Consider the following 19,492-nt stretch of genomic DNA (forward strand, 5'->3'; position numbering starts at 1 on the left):
ATTAAAATTTAATCTTTTGAACTGATATCTTTTCTGATTATTAATAAAACGAAAAATATAATTACTGAATATAAAAAAAATAAAACGCCTTACCACCTTTCCGGCAAAAGTAAATTATGAAAGCAAAATCAATAAAAGGAAATTCAACAGCAGAAATTAACAATGCCTTACAGCAAAGCATGGCCGATGGTTTTAAACCAACTTTAACTATCATTTTTATTTCTATTAAGCAAGATAGTAGTGCTGTTTGCGAAATATTAACGGTAGCAGAAATTGATTGTATTGGTGCTACTTCCTGCAATGAGTTTACAGATGGCCACCAAACTGAAGGCGCTATTGCAATATTATTACTGGAAGTTGACAGAAATAATTATAGTATGCTGACTGAAGATATCGGTACAAAAACAATTGCCGAAGCAGCTACTCAATTATCTAACGCAGCATTGGAAAAATTCAGCAAGCCTTCATTGATCCTGCTCAGCACGTCTTTAATGGAGAATGGAGCTATACTGGATGGTGAGACGTTGATAAGAAATATTGAAAGGTCTATCGGATCGCAGGTAAATATGTTTGGAGGAATGGCCGGTGATGATATGAGTTTTACGGGTCCTTATATTTTCAGCAACAACTGGAAAACAACTTACGGTGTGGCAGCAATTGTTTTTAATGCAGAAAAAATAAAAATGTATGGTGTGGCTTTATCCGGCTGGAGATCTATTGGTGTTTCCAGAACGATAACCAAAAGTAAAAACAATTTGCTGTATGAAATAGATGGCAAGCCTGCGTTGGAAATGTACCTGCGTTTTTTAGGTGCAGATTATGATGCCACACATGATCGTTCCAAATTCTTTGATGGTGTTGGCCTTCATTATCCTTTGCAGATAGAAAGAAAAGACCGTGAGCCCATGATGTGCAATCCAATGGGTTATGATAAAGAAGAAAATGCGTTGATACTGGAATCTAATATTGAAGAAGGCAGCCATTTCAAATTTTCCACACCGCCGGATTTTGATATTGTAGCAACTGTAGTAGATAAAGCAAAAGAAATCAGGAATGCACACGATACTGATGCTGACGCAGTATTGATCTTTTCCTGTGCCAGCCGCTTAAGTGCATTAGGCCCGATGGCGCAACAGGAAAATGATGGCCTGGCAGAAATATGGAATGCACCCATGGCCGGATTTTATACCTATGGTGAATTTGGCCGTGCTGTAAATGGTAAACACGAATTTCATTCCACCACCTGTAGCTGGGTGGCATTAAAAGAAGAATAGCCGGTCCGCAGGACTCATTTGAGGAAGACGGTAAGACGTTTAGGATAAAATTTAATTTTTTTGACTGATGTCTCTTCTGTGTTATAATAAAACGAAAAATATTAATTACTAAAAAGAAAAATAAATAAAAACGCCTTACCGTCTTACCGGCAAAAAGTAAATTATGAATGCAAAATCAATTAAAGGAAAATCTGCAGAAGAAATTAAACTGGCATTAGATCAAAGTTTGGCCGATGGTTTTAAACCAACTCTTGCAGTTATGTTTATTTCTAAAAAACACAACCATAAAATCGTCATTGATCTGTTGAATGATGCAGGTATTGCAATTTTTGGCGCTACTACCAATGGCGAATTTATTGATGGCGATACCGGCATGGGTAACATAGCTATTTTATTGATGGATATAAACCCTGCATACTTCACAATTCTCACAGCCGAATTCCCTGCGAAGAACTATAGAGAAATTTCAAATCAAGTTGCTAAAGAAGCGTTGCGGCGTTTTAGTAATCCGGCTTTTCTTATTTCCTGCAGTCATACCGAAACAGATGCTGAACAATTGTTGCTGGGTTTTGAAGATATTGTTGGTGCGCATGTAAATGTGTATGGTGGCGCAGCTGGTGATGACTATACCTTTTCGGAACAACTTGTTTTCTCCAATGCATTTCAAAGCGACAGGGGTGTTGTTGCATTAGTGCTTGATGAAGATAAGATCAAGATAAAAGGCCGTGCTACCTGCGGCTGGCATGCAGTGGGCACAGTAAGAACAGTTACTAAAAGTGAAGGCAATCATGTTTATACGGTTGATGATATCCCGGTGCTGGACCTTACTGCAAAATATGGTGGCATTCAAAATGTATCACCTGATAATGGTAATCTTATTTTAGAGATCGCATCCACGTTCCCGTTACAAATGCAGCGGGAAAAAGGTAACCCTGTTATGCGGCCGGGTTTATTAATTGACTGGAACGACCGTTCTTTTTATTGCAGTGGTTCTGTGCCGCAGGGCAGCAAAGTGCGCTTTTCTTTACCACCTGATTTTGATGTGGTGGATAAAGTAATTAATGGTGTGGAAGAAATGAAGGCTATTGAAATGCCCGACGCAGATGCTGTAATAGTATTCAGTTGCGCAGGCAGGCAGGTTGCACTCGGGCCAATGATACACCAGGAAATGGAAGGCATAAAAAATGTATGGAACGTGCCTATGGCCGGCATGTTCTCCAATGCAGAACTGGGCAGGGCAACTGGAGGAAATTTAGAAATGCATAACCTTACTACCTGTTGTGTGGCATTAAAAGAAAGATGACCGCTCCGCCAGCTGGCGGAGAACTTGATTATGGAGAAGAATATTGCGAAGAATGGTGATGTAAGAGCATTAATTCAGATTACCAAAGTGGTATAATATTTAAATAAAATAATTTTATGAGTACTATCGAACAACTCATACATGATGTTGCAATAGCAAGAAATGAATTTATTGATTGTATTAAAAACATCAATGAACAACAGGCAGCATTTAAATCTTCGCCAGACGAGTGGAGTATCATTGACAATACGGAACATTTATTCTGGGCAGAGCAGGGTGCCATTTTTGGCATGTGGAAAATATTGTATGCCATACGTGATGGAAAAAGTGAAAGAACATTTGAATCTGACCACAAAGAATGGCCTATTGAAAAATTAATTGAACAAACCTGGAAGGAAAAAGAAATTGTTCCGCCAATGGCTGCACCAAGGTTAGGCGGCACATTAATTTTTTGGCGGCTATCGCTGGCCGGCCTTCAGCCATTACTGGAAAATTTTGGAAAAGATCTGCAGGAAGATGAATTACGTTTGCAGGCACATCCGCACCCTATTTCTGGTGCCATGGATTTTCAGCAAAGATTAGAATTTTTACATTTTCATATACTGCGGCACCTGGGCCAGGTACAATCAACAATAGTTAAGATCAAACAGAAAGCATGAACACACACCTGGAAAATATAAAAAAATTATTACAGGATACCGCTTTGCCTGAAGAGCAAAGGCAAGTGCTGCTTAAAGCTCTTGTAAGTGCAGATAAAGAATTTGAAATAACCAGTTTTAAATTAGACAGAACGGAAAAGGTTAAACGCACTACAGCAATATTATTAGAAGAAACTATTGAAGAACTGGAACAAAAAAGAAAAGCGGTAGAAGCACAGAACCGGGAACTGGAAATTGAATCTGCTTTAGAAAGAGTAAGAACAGTGGCCCTGAGCATGAACAAGCCCGATGATATGCTGGAGGTTTGTAAAACCATTGCATTGCAATTACAATTATTGGGGGTAAAAGAAATACGCAATGTGCAAACCGCTATATTTTACCAGGATAAGGGCACTTATATGAACTATGAGTTTTATGCCAAGCATGATAAAACATTTATTACCGAAACTGTTTATACCAATCATGAAGTGCCAGCGGCTTTTGCAGAACAAATGTTCAAAGGCAAGGGTGAAGTATATACTACCCATATCAAAGGCAGTGAAGTTAAAGACTGGCTGGCCTATCAAAGATCTACCAACGTATTTATTGATACTTATTTAGAAAATGCCACTTCACTTAATTATTACTGGCATTCGCTTGGGCCGGTTGCCCTGGGCATCTCTACCTATGATCCTTTAAGTGATGACGCATTGCAATTGTTTCAGCGTTTCCTTAAAGTATTCGATCTATCCTACCGCCGTTACCTGGATATTGAAATCGCTATTGCACAATCAAGAGAAGCGCAGCTGGAAGCATCACTGGAACGGGTACGTGCACAGGCACTAGGCATGCATAAAGCAGAGGAGCTTACAGGTATCTGCGAAGTATTGTATACAGAACTGCACAGTTTGGGTTTTGCCGAGATCAGGAATGCAATGATCAATATCCATGATGATGAAAAGGGTACTTTCATTAACTACGATTATTCAGATGAAATTGGTGAAAGCATCAGTAATTTAAGGTATGATATCCATCCTGTAATTGAAAAACTGATCAGGCAGATGAGAAGTGCCGGTGATGCGTTTTCCGAAGCTTCCTTTAAAGACAAAGAACTGGAAGACTGGAAAACCTTCCGAAAAGAAATTGGTGATAAAGATGACCCCAGGATTGAAACCACTGACGCATTGTATTACTATTTTTATTCCATTGGTACCGGCTCTATCGGTATTTCAACCTTCAGTGCTATTGCAGAAGAAAAATTAAATGTATTAAAACGCTTCCGTAATGTTTTTGATTTTGCCTACCGCAGGTATATTGATGTGGCAACAGCAGAAGCCCAAGCCAAAGAAGCCAGGATTGAAACCGCACTGGAACGGGTACGTGCAGTTGCTATGGCCATGAAAAAATCTGATGACCTCTTAGGCATTTGCGAAGTATTGTATAAAGAATTGGGCAGCCTTGGTTTTAGCGAGATCAGGAATGCGTTAATAGATTCTTTTGAAGAAGGAAAGGATTATTTTACCGATTATGATTATTCAGATGCCACGGGTGGCAGCATAACCTGTGTTCCGTATAAATCTCATCCTATTGTAGAATCATTTATAAAAAAACTCAGCAGAACGCCGGATTCATTTTCGGAGTTAGCAGTGGATGAAAGCGAACTCAACGGCTGGAAAGAATACAGGAAAAGAAACGGGCAGCCGGAAGACCCCAGCCTTAACAATTGCACCTCGTTACACTATTACATGTATTCCATCGGCATCAGCTCTATCGGCATCTCTGCATTCAGGCCTCTTACCAAAGATAAAGTAGCAGTTTTAGAAAGGTTTGCTAACGTTTTTAAATTGGCTCACCAGCGGTATACCGATATTACACTTGCAGAAGCGCAGGCAAGAGAAGCACAAATTGCACTGGCACTGGAAAGAGTACGTGCAAGAACAATGGCCATGCAAAAGAGTAACGAACTTGCAGAAACAGCCTATGTTCTTTTCCAGCAACTGGAACAACTTGGTGAAGATCCTGAACAACTCGGTATTGGCATCTTTAACGAAAAAGAAAAAGAGCTGGAGTTATGGACCACTATCAACGGAAGGATAAGGGAAAAGGCAGTCGCTGTTTCCCTGGATGAACCGGTAGTGATGCGCAAGTTTTATGGCGCATGGAAAGAAGATAAAAAAACTTTAATCATTGATATCAGCGGAAAAGAATTAGAACAATATAATAATTATAGAAAAAGTTTAAGTACTGTAGAGATAGAGCCAGGCAGATTAAAAGACCGCCGCGTCATAAGTATTGCATATTTTTCTAAAGGTGCCATTTCTTTAGCCACTTCCGAGCCAAGGCCAGTTGAAACTTTACACTTGCTGGAAAGATTTGCGAATGTATTTGACCTTACCTACACCCGTTTTTTGGATCTTAAAAAAGCGGAGGCGCAATCAAGAGAAGCACAAATTGAACTGGCGCTTGAAAGAGTACGTGCTGTTGCCATGGCGATGAAACAATCCAATGAACTTGTTAGTATTAGCGAAGTGATGTATAAAGAGCTTGCGTCACTGGGATTTTCCAATCTCCGCAATGCACAGATAGCTATAGAGAATGACGAAAAACAGCGTTTTATTTTCTATAATTATTCGGATGATAAAAAGCATGACATAAGAGAAGATGCATACAACAGTTCATCAATAGTAGCAGACCTAAAGCAGCGATTTGAAACATCCGGGGCTTTTTACGAGGAAAAATATACCGGGGAAAAACTGGAGAAGTGGCGTAAATGGAAAATAAAAGGTGGCGCCACACTTGACGAAAGAGAGTTATCTGCTGAATCGTTGCGTTGGTATTTATATGGTATTGGCAAAGGGCATATGGGCATTTCCACCTTTAATGAAATATCCGCAGAGCAGGTAGAAATAGTAAAGCGGTTTAAAAATGTATTTGAACTTTCTTACCGCAGATTTGATGACCTGAAAAAAGCAGAAGCACAAACAAGAGAATCACAAATTCAATTAGCACTGGAAAGAGTACGTGCAAGAACGATGGCCATGCAGCTGAGTGATGAACTTCCTGATGCAGCTAATATTTTATTTCAGCAAATGCAAACTTTGGGCATGCCTGCATGGAGTGCCGGTTATTGTATTTGGGACGACGATCACCAGGCCATCACCTTGTGGATGAGCAGCGCAGGTGTTATTCAACAACCTTTCCGTGCACCAGTTACAGAAGACCCTTCATTCATTCATTTTTATGATGCCTGGAAAAGAGGCGACACGTTTTATGTGGAAGAAATAGGCGGCGACGAAATTGTATCGCATTATAAATATATGTGCCGGCTTCCTGTAGTGGGTGAAATGCTGAATAAATTTATTGCCGGTGGCGGCTCACTTCCTGCATTCCAGATATTTCACCTGGCCTTCTTTTCGCAAGGCTTTCTTTTATTTATCACCTATGAACCAGTGCCTGAAAGCCATGATATATTCAAACGTTTTGGTAATGTATTTGATCAAACCTATACCCGTTTTCTCGATCTGCAAAAAGCAGAAGCACAATCAAAGGAAGCACAGGTAGAGCTGGCATTAGAAAGAGTGCGTGCCAAAACAATGGCCATGCAAAAAAGCGATGAACTGCGTGAAGTGGTGGCCACTATGTATGAGCAATTGCAACTACTGGATATTAATTATGGCGCCTGTACTATCGTTATCATGGATGCAGCAACAGGCAATATGCAACATTGGGTAGGTGGCTTTGCACAAAAAATATATCCTGAGAGTTACCAGGTAAATTATTTCAGGCATTCCTTTATCGACACTCAATTAGCACAATGGAAAAGCGGAGAAAAATATGCGGTGGTAAAATTATCAGGAGAAAATAAGAAGGCTTATGATGCGGTAATGTTTTCTCAAACTGATTTTAAAAATTTTCCAGAAGAAACAAAACAATGGATGGCAGCACTGGACCCGGTTGTTTTTTCAATTGCTTACATGAGCCATGGCGCTTTAACCTGGGGGCCGCAGGAACTTACTGGAGAATATGCCAGCATATTACAACGCTTTGCAAAAGTATTTGAACAAACTTACACCCGTTTTCTCGATCTGCAAAAAGCAGAAGAACAAACAAAAGAAGCGCAAATTGAAACCGCATTGGAAAGAGTACGTGCAAGAACAATGGGCATGCAAAAAAGTGAAGAGCTTAAAGAAGTGATACAGGTTGTATATGATCAATTCGTTCACTTAAATATCAATACTGAACATACAGGGTTTGTTATGGATTATAAGGCAAGGGATGATCACGATATCTGGATAGCAGATCAACTCGGGGTTCCTTCTCATGTAACCATTCCTTATTTCGATTGCGTGTATTACAATAGTTTTAATGAGGCAAAGAAAAAAGGATTGGATTTCTTTGCCACCTATCTGGATTTTGAAGAGAAGAACAGTTTTTATCAAAAGATAATCGAGTATATCCCTGAAATGCCGGAGGAGTCAAGGGAATTTCTTTTTAGTATTCCCGGCCTTGCAGCATCTACTGTATTGCTGGATAATATTGCCCTTTACATCGAGAATTTTTCGGCTATCCCTTACAGCGATGAAGAGAACAATATACTCATGCGCTTTGGAAAAGTATTCCAGCAAACCTATACCCGTTTTATTGATCTGCAAAAAGCAGAAGCACAATCAAGAGAAGCACAAATTCAACTGGCTCTGGAACGTGGCCGTACGCAAAGCATGATCATGCAGCATTCTAATGAACTGGATGATACCTTACGTGTTTTTCATGAACAGGTTTTATTGTTAGGTATCAATTCTGCATTTTCTTTTTTATGGTTGCCTGATGAAGAAAAAAGCAATCATATATTCTGGGCTGCATGGGCAGAGGAGAAAAATGATAGTACTATTTTCAAAAGCAAAGCGGTTACTTATCCGCTTGATAGAAATGAACCTGCAACTGCACAATGTTTAGTAGACTGGAAAAGTGGTGAGCCTGTTTTTTCTTACGCAGTACCACCTGAAGGAATACAAAGTTATTTTGCCGCATGGCACGAATTAATTGATGGCGTTGAAAAATTAACACCTGAACATTTCAGCAACGGATTGTATTATGTAGAAGCCTTTATGAAGTATGGTTGCTTTGGTGTAATGCTTGAAAATGATTTAACTACAGATGAAAAGAAAATACTCGACCGATTTGCTACAGAGTTTGAACGTGCCTATACCCGTTTTCTCGATTTGCAAAAAGCAGAAGCGCAGGCCAAAGAAGCACAAATAGAAGCAGCGCTTGAAAAAGTACGCAGCAGAACAATGGCCATGCAAAACAGTAATGAATTGCAGGAAACGGCTGCCGTTCTCTTCCAGGAGTTTAAAAAATTAGGCGCCGATAATGTTTACCAGGTTACTATCGGCATATATAATGAAGCCGAAGGGTTGGTAGATTTCAGGGTAACCAACTGGGCAGGAAGCGGCGAACAGGAAAATCGTTCTTTTCTCCTGGATATGGCAGAACCAACCGTAGTGAAGCCTTCAGTAGCAGCATGGAAAGCCAATAAAAAATCATTGGTGATTGACCTTACCGGCGAAGCACTGGAAGGATGGATCAATTACCGCAATAAAATGAGTGGCGTTACCATCAGCAGCAAAGACACTGATGGACGCAGGGTAATCAGCATTGCTTATTTTTCAAAAGGGCATATTTCTATTTCATCTCCTTTGCCGGTACCACAGGAAACCATTAAAACACTGGAACGGTTTGCAGCAGTATTCGATGGCACTTATACCCGATTTCTCGATTTGGAAAAAGCAGAAACGCAGGCAAGGCAGGCAAAGATCGAAGCAGCAATGGAAAAAGTACGGTCTAGAGCAATGGCCATGCAAAAACCCCATGAACTGGTTGAAGTAGCTGAATTACTACGCAGAGAAATGGGCTTACTTGGCGTGGAAGAACTGGAAACAAGTTCCATTTATATCCATCATGAAGACACGCAAAAAACAGAATGCTGGTATGCTATAAAAGATGTGGCAGATACAGATAAAAAACTAGTGTCTGATCACATGAACATTGATTTGAATGATACATGGGTAGGCAGGCAGATGCTGGAGTTTTATCGCTCAGATAAAAAACAAATTTCCATTTCTATGAAGGGTGATAGCAGGAAAGAATGGATCAACTATTGTGCTGATCATTCAAAAGTGCTCGTGGGTTTTTATGGAGATGCGATTCCTGACCGTACCTATCATTTATATAAATTCTCCAACGGTTATATGGGTGCCGCTTCACCCGGGGAAATTTCTGCAGAAAGCTGGGATTTATTACAAAGAGCCACTTCTGTATTTTCATTAGCGTACACCCGTTTCAGTGATTTACAACAAGCGGAAGCGCAAGCAAGGGAAGCAAAAATTGAAGCGGCTTTAGAACGAGTGAGAAGCCGCACCCTTGCCATGCAAAAAAGTGATGAGCTGGCAGAAACAGCAGCTGAAGTATTCAGGCAATTAATCAGTTTGGGTATTGAACCTAACCGTTTATATATCGGCATTGTAAAAGAAGAAACCGGTGATATGGAAATGTGGGCCACCGATGAAGATGGTACCCATGTAGGAAAGAAATTCATGTTCAATAAGAATGAAAATATTTCGGTAAAAAAACTTTTCGATGGTTGGAAGGCAAAAGAAAAATCGGTTATAGTAGACATGCAGGGAAAAGAACTGGAAGATTATTTTGATTACCTGAATAATGTAATGCATATCCCTTTCAAAGGCGGGTTAACTCAAAAGCGGAGAGTGCAAAGTGTGGCATATTTCAGCAAAGGCTTTATTGGTATGGCTTCGCCTGATGGACAAGGTGATGAAACAATACAATTATTAGAACGTTTTGCAGCTGTATTTAATCTTACGTTCACCCGTTTTAATGATTTAAAAATTGCAGAAGCGCATGCAGTGCAGGCAGAAGAAGATCTGGTAAAACTGCAAACAGAAAAAAAACGTGCCGAAGATGCACTTACCGAATTACGTGCCACGCAAACACAATTGATACAATCAGAAAAGATGGCTTCATTGGGAGAATTGACAGCCGGCATTGCACACGAAATTCAAAACCCGTTAAACTTCGTGAATAATTTTAGCGAAGTAAGTAACGAGTTGATGGACGAAATGAATGCAGAAATTGAAAAGGGTGATTTGGAAGAAGCCAAATTAATTGCTAACGACATCAAACAAAATTTAGAAAAAATAAATCACCATGGCAAACGTGCCGATGCCATTGTAAAAGGCATGTTGCAACACAGCCGTGCCACCAGTGCCACAAAGGAACTCACCGATATTAATAAACTGGCTGATGAATATTTAAGATTAGCGTATCATGGTTTGCGTGCAAAAGATAAATCCTTCAATGCTACATTAAAAACTCATTATGCTGAAACATTAGAAAAAGTAAATATTATTCCACAGGATATAGGAAGAGTGGTATTGAATTTAATTACGAATGCTTTTTATGTAGTGGCAGAAAAAAAGAGGGCTTCGGTAGAGAAGTCAGGTTTTGAAAACCTGACTTCTCTTTACGAACCAACTGTTTCAGTAAGTACAAAAAAGATAAGCGGTAAAGTTGAAATAAGTGTAACCGACAATGGCAATGGCATTCCTCAAAATATCATTGATAAAATATTTCAACCCTTCTTTACTACTAAACCAACAGGCCAGGGAACAGGCTTAGGTTTATCATTAGCATATGATATTGTAAAAGCACATGGAGGTGAATTAAAAGTAGAAACAAAAGAAGGAGAAGGTTCAATATTTTTCATTCAATTACCCGTATAAACCTTACCAAAGGTTTTATGGTTAGATAAATTTTTTATGCAAAGAATTTTTATAGTGATTTTTTTTCTGCTGTTGCAGTATTCCTCCTTTTCGCAAAGCAGGGCAGTGGATTCTCTTAATGCCTTATTGAATAAAGCAAAAGAGGATACAGTAAAGCTGAATATTTATAATGCACTGATCGATGCCTGCGAAGCAAAGGATAATCTTTTGTATGCAGAACCCGGGCTTGATATTGCCAACAAGCTTCTTGTAAAAGCAAATAATGAAAAAGAACGACAAGCGTTGCTTTTAAAAGAACAACAATTGTTGTCTTCAATACCCCTGTATTATAATTACAACGACACTACAGACTGGAAAAAAGTATTTGCCTATATCGACAACCGGTTAAAGGCTATCGAAAAAACAGGCAACCAAAAAAGAACCGCTGAATTTCTTTTTCAAATGGCCTATGTATCGCTGGACCTTAAAAAAGATTCCACCTTATTCTTTGCCACCATACAAAAGAGTACCGACCTGTTTACAAAGATCAAAGACAGCAGCTTTATTGTATATTCCTACGGTTATGTTTTTGCATTCAGTAAATCGGCAGGAAATTATGCGAAGGCCTTTGAGGCTGTTCAATCTATTATTACACTTTCAAAACAGCTTAGCTATTCAAAAGGTGTTGCCAGCGGTCTTCTCAAACTAGCCGATCTGTACAGGGACTTTGGTGAATACAGCCAGGCAAAGGAAAATTACCAGGCCGCACTGGATATTGTACAACAATCAAAAGATACCGGCGAGATCTTTAATGTACTGGCGGCGTTGGGCGGATTTTATTATAAACAACACAACACTGCTAAAGCGCTGGAATATTATAATCACCTCTTTGAAATATATAAACAGCAAACAGATCCTGAACATAATATCGGGTCGGTTTATAAGTGGATGGGCATGACCTATAATGATGCCGGTGATTATGCTAATGCATTACAAAATTTTGAGAAGAGCAGGTTTGCGTTTAAAGCAGCCGGCGATATCTATGAAACGGCCAATGTACTGAATGAAACTGGGTCGATGTATAATAAACAAAAAGATTTTGAAAAGGCTTTAGCTTATCATGAACGTTCGGTAAAAATTGCGGATTCATTAAAATGGTATACCGCTAAACCCGAGTGGTTGTACCTGGTTGCATTGGATCATTATGGATTAAAAAATTATGATAAAGCAAAAGAGATAAATGATGTGGCACTGGTAACTTTTAAAAAGTTCTGGTACGACACAAAGATCACCAGCAAAATGGAACTGCTGGCATTACAGATAGATTCGGCAAGAGGTGACTGGCATAGTGCTTTTGGTCATTATAAAGAATATACTTCTCTAAATGATATCCTCAAAGGAAATGAGGTAAAAAAAGAAGCACAAAAGGAAAAATTTCAAACTGAAATTGACAAACAAAAACTGGAACAGGAAAAGAAAGATGCTGTTGCTATGCGAACAAGAAACCTGCAGTATATAGCGATAGGTGCATTTTTATTGTTAGGGATCTTCCTCTTTTTCGGTTACCAAAGTAAGAATAAAGACAAACGAAGGATAGAAAAAGCTTATGCGGAATTAAAATCAACCCAGGCACAATTGATACAAAGTGAAAAGATGGCAAGTCTGGGTGAACTCACTGCCGGCATTGCACACGAAATTCAGAACCCGTTAAACTTCGTCAATAATTTTAGTGAGGTAAGCAATGAGTTGATTGATGAAATGAATGATGAATTAAACAAAGGCGATATTGAAGAAGCAAAAGCCATTTCAGCGGATATCAAACAAAACCTGGAAAAAATAAATCATCACGGCAAACGTGCCGATGCTATTGTAAAAGGAATGTTGCAGCATTCCCAAAGCAGCAGTGGCAAAAAAGAGCCAACCGATATTAATAAACTGGCCGATGAATATTTACGATTAGCCTATCATGGATTAAGAGCAAAAGACAAATCGTTCAACGCAACATTGAAAACGGATTTTGATGAAAGTATCGGTAATATCAACATCATTCCGCAGGATATGGGAAGAGTATTGTTGAATTTAATCACCAATGCGTTTTATGCAGTGCAAGAGAAATCAAGTCTTAAAGACTTGACTTCTCTATACAAACCTGCTGTTTCCATAAACACAAAAAGAGCAGGCGATAAAGTTTTGATCAGTGTAACAGACAACGGCAACGGCATTCCACAAAATATCTTCGATAAAATTTTTCAACCTTTCTTTACCACCAAACCCACCGGCCAGGGAACTGGTTTAGGTTTATCATTGGCATATGATATTGTAAAAGCGCATGGCGGAGAATTAAAAGTGGAAACAAAAGAAAATGAAGGCACAACATTCATCATACAACTACCAACTAATTACGAATAAATATGCGGCCATTCACAAAAATACTGTTGTTTTTATTTTTACCTGCATTTGTGCATGCACAGCATTTACCTGATAGTTTACGAAATGGATACCTGCATGCAACATCGGATTCCACCAGATATATCTCCAGCAAATATTTATATGATTACTATGAGGAGGGTAACAAGGACTCCGCACTTTTTTATGCAGAACAGGCTTTAATGCTTGCCCGCAGGCATAAGCAGCAATTGGCAGAAGCGTACTATCTCGATAATACAGCCTATCAATTGATTGGCATGGGTAAATATGCCGAAGCACTTAAGCTTGTACTAAAAGCGTTTGAAATTACTGAAGATCCCGAAAATGAAAGAGCGTCAACATGGGTATTGTTTACACTTCCATTTAATGGCAGTAACAGGCTTTTAATACTTGGGTATACGCATCACATGTTTGCGATACTAATGAGGGAAACGCAAAATATAGAACAAGAGATTGCTCACTATAAGGAAGCAAGAAAAATAGCTTCGGAGATCGGCCACCCGGTAAGGCAAATGCTTGCATCTATGAACCTGGGGAGAAGTTATACGACTGTTAACAAACTGGATTCGGCTCTTTATTATGAAAAGGAAGCCGAGCAATTAACCTTACAATCTGCATTCAAAAAATACCTGGGGCAGGTTTACCTCACGTTTGGAAATATTTATTTTGAAAAAAATGACCTTCCGCAATCCCTGCTATATTTTAATAAAAGTTTGAGTGCGGCAACAGAAGCCAATAACCTGAATGGAATATGTAACAGCTATTATTTTCTTTCAAAAAGTTTTATTGCCACCGGTCAAAAGGATTCCGCACTTTTTTATGCCGTGAAAGGCCTTGAAACAATGAAGCAACTTGGGGCCGTAAGGTGGTTCAGGGTTAACCTGGGAACAGTGTATGAAAGTGTATATCTGGCGTATAAAATGAGAGGTCAAACCGACAGTATATTAAAATATCAGGAACTTACTTTACTAGTTAAAGACAGTTTGTATAAGATCAGGATCAAAAACCTTACAGCTTTCCAGTCAGTTACATTGAATGAACAGCTTCGTTTGCAGAATGTAGAAAAAGATAAGATCACTTACCAGAATACAATCCGGACTTATTTTTTGCTGGCCGGCATTTCAATATTGCTGTTGCTTGCTTTTATATTTTATCGCAATAACCGGCAAAAACAAAAAGCTAATAAAGTTTTAGAAAAAACATTGTCTGACCTGAAATCAACCCAATCACAATTAATACAATCTGAAAAAATGGCAAGCCTTGGTGAACTCACCGCTGGCATTGCCCACGAAATTCAAAACCCGTTAAACTTCGTCAACAACTTTAGCGAAGTAAGTAATGAACTGATTGATGAAATGAATGAAGAATTAAATAAAGGAGATATAGAAGAGGCAAAAGCCATTTCATCAGACATTAAACAAAATCTTGAAAAAATAAATCATCATGGCAAACGTGCCGATGCTATTGTAAAAGGCATGTTGCAACACAGCCAAAGCAGCAGTGGCAAAAAAGAACCTACTGATATCAATAAACTGGCAGATGAATATTTACGATTAGCCTATCATGGCCTTCGTGCAAAAGACAAATCTTTCAATGCAACATTGAAAACGGATTTTGATGAAAGTATTGGCAATATCAACATCATTCCACAAGATATGGGAAGAGTATTGTTGAATTTAATCACCAATGCGTTTTATGCAGTGCAAGAAGTTTCCAAAGAGAAGTCAAGTTTTAAAAACTTGACTTCTCTCTACGAACCTGCTGTTTCCCTGAGTACAAAAAGAGCAGGCGATAAAGTTTTGATAAGCGTAACAGATAACGGCAACGGCATCCCACAAAAAATATTAGATAAAGTATTTCAACCCTTCTTCACCACAAAACCAACAGGCCAGGGAACTGGATTGGGTTTATCATTGGCTTATGATATTGTAAAAGCACATGGCGGAGAGTTGAAAGTAGAAACGAAGGAAGCCGAAGGCTCATCATTTATAATTCAAATACCTTATTCTGTCGAGCAATGAAATATTTAATCATTATAGTTCTGTTTGTTACACTTCCTTTTTTTGTGAAAGCTCAGCAATTGCTTCCCGATAGTTTAAAAAAAGCTTTCGAGCTGGCAAATGACGATTCATCAAAATTCAAAACTTCAAGGCCCATTTATACTTTTTACGAAGAAACCAACAGGGACTCGGCACTCATGTATGCACAATTCAGGTATACTATTGCAAAGCAACATCACCGCAGTATTGAAGAAGCATACCTGCTTGGGCAAATTGCTTACCAGCAAATTTATCTTGGCCGTTTTAGTGAAGCATTGACAAATCTGACAGCCGCTTTTCAAATTGCCGGTAATGCAAAAGACGGCGATACATGGGAACTTACCCCTTTTAATACTCCGGGCAAAAGCCGCCAGATTACTTTATCCATGCTCAATCACATGTATGGTCATTTGAAATTAATAACAGGAAGCCAGGAGAGCGTACATTATTTTAAAGAAGGCAGGCGCATTGGTATGGAGATCGGTAATAATTTCCGTGTTACTGTTGCAGATATGGTGTTGGCTATGAATTACCTGATGCTGAAACAGGCGGATTCGGCATTGCTGTATGCAAAAGAGGGTGAAGTATATGGAATCCGCGGTGGTATTGCTAAATACCTTTCCAATATCTATTCGGTAATGGGAGATATTTACAGGCAAAAAGGGATTGATTCATTAGCGCTTATTTATTATCATCGATCACTTCAATATGCTACAGCAGCAGCAAATTTTAGTGTTGTTGCCGGTGTTTATGAAAGCCTTACCAATTATTATTATGCAAAAAATAATGCAGATTCTATGCTGTATTATGCCCAAAAAAATATTGTTGTTGTAAAATCACTTGGTGCAGTAACGTCTTTTGTAACAAGAGATATCAATTTGGGAAAAGCTTACCAGATATTAGCGATGGCTTATTCCCTGGAAAAGAACCGAGACAGCGCAAATACTTATTTGCAACTGGCGCTTATAGTAAAAGATAGTTTAACGGATATCAAAGTAAAAAGACTTGCAGCATTTCAACGGTTGACACTGGATGAACAGGCCCGGTTACAGGATGAAGAAAAAAAACGTGTAGAAACTGAAACCAAAAGAAAAACATATTTATTGATCGCTGGTATTGTAACGGCCTTTATTATTATTTTACTCATTTATAGAAACAACCGGCAAAAACAAAAAGCTTACCGCTTGTTGCAAAAACAAAAATCCGAAACAGATTTACAAAAAGAAAAAGCCGACGCTGCTTTGCAGGAATTAAAAGCTACACAAAGCCAGCTCATCCAATCCGAAAAAATGGCTTCATTGGGTGAACTTACTGCAGGCATTGCACATGAAATTCAGAATCCGTTAAACTTCGTCAACAACTTTAGCGAAGTAAGTAATGAACTGATTGATGAAATGAATGAAGAATTAAATAAAGGAGATATTGAAGAAGCAAAAGCCATTTCATCAGACATTAAACAAAATCTTGAAAAAATAAATCATCATGGCAAACGTGCCGATGCCATTGTAAAAGGAATGCTGCAGCATTCACAAAGCAGCAATGGCAAAAAAGAGCCAACTGATATTAATAAACTGGCCGATGAATATTTACGATTGGCTTATCATGGATTAAGAGCTAAAGACAAATCGTTCAATGCAACATTGAAAACGGATTTTGATGAAAGTATTGGCAATATCAACATCATTCCCCAGGATATGGGAAGAGTATTGTTGAATTTAATCAACAATGCGTTTTATGCAGTGCAAGAAGTTTCCAAAGAGAAGTCAAGTTTTAAAAACTTGACTTCTCTCTACGAACCTGCTGTTTCCCTAAGTACAAAAAGAGCAGGCAATAAAGTTTTGATAAGCGTAACAGATAACGGCAACGGCATCCCACAAAAAATATTAGATAAAATCTTTCAACCCTTCTTTACCACCAAGCCAACAGGCCAGGGAACTGGCTTAGGTTTATCATTGGCTTATGATATTGTAAAAGCGCATGGAGGTGAGTTGAATGTGCAAACAAAAGAAGGAGAAGGAACAACATTTACTATTCAATTACCAGCTAATGCATAAAATGTTAAAAATAGTATCCGTAACAATTTTTTGGATCACATCTGTTTTTTATTGCCACGCACAAAAAACGGGTACTGATAGCTTCCGCCTAAAACTGTCTGGTATTTCACAACCTATGCAGCAATTCAATTTTATCAGGAACCAACTTGAAAATTCTAACAATACTTCCGACAATATTGATTCTTCATTGTGCATTCAATTGCTCAGCATTGCACAGCATTTAAAAAACGATTCGTTGCTGGCCATTAGCTATAACTGGATCGGTGCTTATTTTGCTTTTAGCAAGGGGGATAATATTTCTGGCCTGGAATATTTTTTTAAAGGTATTCCGCTGGCAGAAAAAGCAAAAGATAAGCGGCGCATCAGTTCTTTATACTTTGATATCAGCCTTGTGTACTCCGGATTTAAAAATTATAAAGCGGAGTATGATTACACGATCAAAGGTGGTGAAAACCTGCCCGATCAATCGTCGCTTCTTTATAATTTTATGTTGATACAATATCAGAATAACCTCTGCGGTTACTATCTCGATATCAATAAAGCCGACTCGGCTTTATATTACGCCAGGCTAGGTACTGAAACCTCTGGTAAAATTGGAATTGGCATGTATGATATGGCCTCTATTTGTTTAACAGGAGCTGCTTATGCCCTGGCCAATGATACTGCTAACGCCGATAGTGCTTTTACAAAAGCACTGACTATACTACCTAATGTAAAATTAAGCTCTTTAAGATCGCTCTTTTACGACACTTATATTAAGTATTTAATAAAGGTTTCCCGGCTTCAGCAAGCTGAATTATTTTGCCGACAATTTATTAACCTGGGCAATACCTCTAACAGTAATGCCATAAGGTTGATGGCGGTTGTTTACATGCAACAGTTATTTGATGCACTACACCAAACAGACAGTGCCTATTATTACTCCAGGCAGGAGTCGAAAATAAACGCCGCTATTTTCAGCGAGGGTAATATAAACAGGTTACAGGCATTGTCTTTCCACGAAAAGTTGCGCAATATTGAAGCAATAGAAGAACAGACTGCTTATAAAAATCAAATGAAAGAATATATATTAGCAGTTTGCTTGTTTTTTTTCATTGTAATTGGAATATTCCTTTATCGAAACAATCGCCAAAAGCATAATGCAAATATGCTGTTACAGGAACAAAAACAAAAAGTAGAAAATACTTTAAATGAATTAAAATCTACCCAATCCCAGCTCATCCAATCAGAAAAAATGGCTTCGCTTGGCGAACTCACCGCAGGCATTGCACATGAGATTCAAAACCCGTTGAACTTTGTAAATAATTTTTCTGAAGTAAGTAATGAACTCATCGACGAAATGAAAGAAGAGTTATCAAAAGGTAATTATGATGATGCAAAAGATATTGCGGATGATGTAAAACAAAATCTTGAAAAAATAAATCATCACGGCAAACGTGCCGATGCTATTGTAAAAGGCATGTTGCAACACAGCCAAAGCAGCAGTGGCAAAAAAGAACCTACTGATATCAACAAACTGGCCGATGAATATTTACGGTTGGCTTATCATGGATTGCGGGCAAAAGACAATTCTTTCAATGCCACTTTAAAAACTGATTTTGATGAAACAATTGGTAATGTAAATATTATTCCGCAGGATATGGGAAGAGTATTGTTGAATTTAATTACCAATGCATTTTATGCGGTGCAAGAGAAGTCAGGTCTTAAAGACTTGACTTCTCTCTACGAACCTGCTGTTTCCATAAACACAAAAAGAGCAGGCGATAAAGTTTTGATCAGTGTAACAGACAACGGCAATGGCATTGCAAAAAACATTGTCGATAAAATCTTTCAACCCTTCTTTACTACAAAACCAACAGGGCAAGGCACTGGATTGGGATTATCATTAGCATATGATATTGTAAAAGCGCATGGCGGAGAATTAATAGCAGATACCACTGAAGGTAACGGCACAACATTCACCATTAAATTACCCATCTAAA

At 38.6% G+C, this 19,492-nt stretch carries 8 protein-coding genes; all 8 read left to right on the plus strand.

The window, feature by feature from the left end; translation table 11 throughout:
• Positions 1-116: 116 nt before the first annotated feature.
• The 8 genes from ACQ334_RS11170 (at position 117) to ACQ334_RS11205 (ending at position 19,491) form a co-directional block, all read left to right on the plus strand.
• Positions 117-1,274, plus strand: a complete 1,158-nt coding sequence (locus ACQ334_RS11170) for an FIST signal transduction protein (RefSeq protein WP_430988292.1) — start codon at positions 117-119, stop codon at positions 1,272-1,274.
• A 163-nt stretch (positions 1,275-1,437) separates the two neighbouring features.
• Positions 1,438-2,577, plus strand: a complete 1,140-nt coding sequence (locus ACQ334_RS11175; RefSeq protein ID WP_430988293.1) for an FIST signal transduction protein — start codon at positions 1,438-1,440, stop codon at positions 2,575-2,577.
• A 116-nt stretch (positions 2,578-2,693) separates the two neighbouring features.
• Positions 2,694-3,236 carry a DinB family protein gene (locus tag ACQ334_RS11180; protein ID WP_430988294.1) on the plus strand — a complete coding sequence of 181 codons (543 nt, stop codon included), beginning with the start codon at positions 2,694-2,696 and terminating at the stop codon, positions 3,234-3,236.
• Positions 3,233-11,011, plus strand: a complete 7,779-nt coding sequence (locus ACQ334_RS11185) for a sensor histidine kinase (protein WP_430988295.1) — start codon at positions 3,233-3,235, stop codon at positions 11,009-11,011. The genes ACQ334_RS11180 and ACQ334_RS11185 overlap by 4 nt, the downstream gene beginning before the upstream one ends.
• Positions 11,012-11,047: 36 nt before the next feature.
• On the plus strand, positions 11,048-13,399 hold the full coding sequence (locus ACQ334_RS11190) for a tetratricopeptide repeat protein (RefSeq protein ID WP_430988296.1): 2,352 nt from the start codon (positions 11,048-11,050) through the stop codon (positions 13,397-13,399).
• Between the two features lie 2 nt (positions 13,400-13,401).
• Positions 13,402-15,438 (plus strand): ATP-binding protein, encoded by a 2,037-nt coding sequence (locus tag ACQ334_RS11195; RefSeq protein ID WP_430988297.1) that lies wholly within the window; start codon positions 13,402-13,404, stop codon positions 15,436-15,438.
• The gene (locus ACQ334_RS11200; protein ID WP_430988298.1) at positions 15,435-17,510 is read left to right on the plus strand and encodes a sensor histidine kinase; all 2,076 of its coding nucleotides are present in this window, start codon (positions 15,435-15,437) and stop codon (positions 17,508-17,510) included. Before ACQ334_RS11195 ends, ACQ334_RS11200 begins: the two co-directional genes overlap by 4 nt.
• A 115-nt stretch (positions 17,511-17,625) precedes the next feature.
• The gene (locus ACQ334_RS11205; RefSeq protein WP_430988299.1) at positions 17,626-19,491 is read left to right on the plus strand and encodes a sensor histidine kinase; all 1,866 of its coding nucleotides are present in this window, start codon (positions 17,626-17,628) and stop codon (positions 19,489-19,491) included.
• Position 19,492: the final 1 nt, after the last annotated feature.

This window comes from Ferruginibacter sp. SUN106 (genome assembly GCF_050611765.1).
GTDB lineage: Bacteria > Bacteroidota > Bacteroidia > Chitinophagales > Chitinophagaceae > Ferruginibacter.

Excerpts from the sequence above, each read along its gene's own strand:
- ACQ334_RS11170 (WP_430988292.1), top strand. The coding sequence starts at position 117 with ATGAAAGCAAAATCAATAAAAGGAAATTCAACAGCAGAAATTAACAAT.
- ACQ334_RS11175 (WP_430988293.1), top strand. The coding sequence starts at position 1,438 with ATGAATGCAAAATCAATTAAAGGAAAATCTGCAGAAGAAATTAAACTG.
- ACQ334_RS11180 (WP_430988294.1), top strand. The coding sequence starts at position 2,694 with ATGAGTACTATCGAACAACTCATACATGATGTTGCAATAGCAAGAAAT.
- ACQ334_RS11185 (WP_430988295.1), top strand. The coding sequence starts at position 3,233 with ATGAACACACACCTGGAAAATATAAAAAAATTATTACAGGATACCGCT.
- ACQ334_RS11190 (WP_430988296.1), top strand. The coding sequence starts at position 11,048 with ATGCAAAGAATTTTTATAGTGATTTTTTTTCTGCTGTTGCAGTATTCC.
- ACQ334_RS11195 (WP_430988297.1), top strand. The coding sequence starts at position 13,402 with ATGCGGCCATTCACAAAAATACTGTTGTTTTTATTTTTACCTGCATTT.
- ACQ334_RS11200 (WP_430988298.1), top strand. The coding sequence starts at position 15,435 with ATGAAATATTTAATCATTATAGTTCTGTTTGTTACACTTCCTTTTTTT.
- ACQ334_RS11205 (WP_430988299.1), top strand. The coding sequence starts at position 17,626 with ATGCAGCAATTCAATTTTATCAGGAACCAACTTGAAAATTCTAACAAT.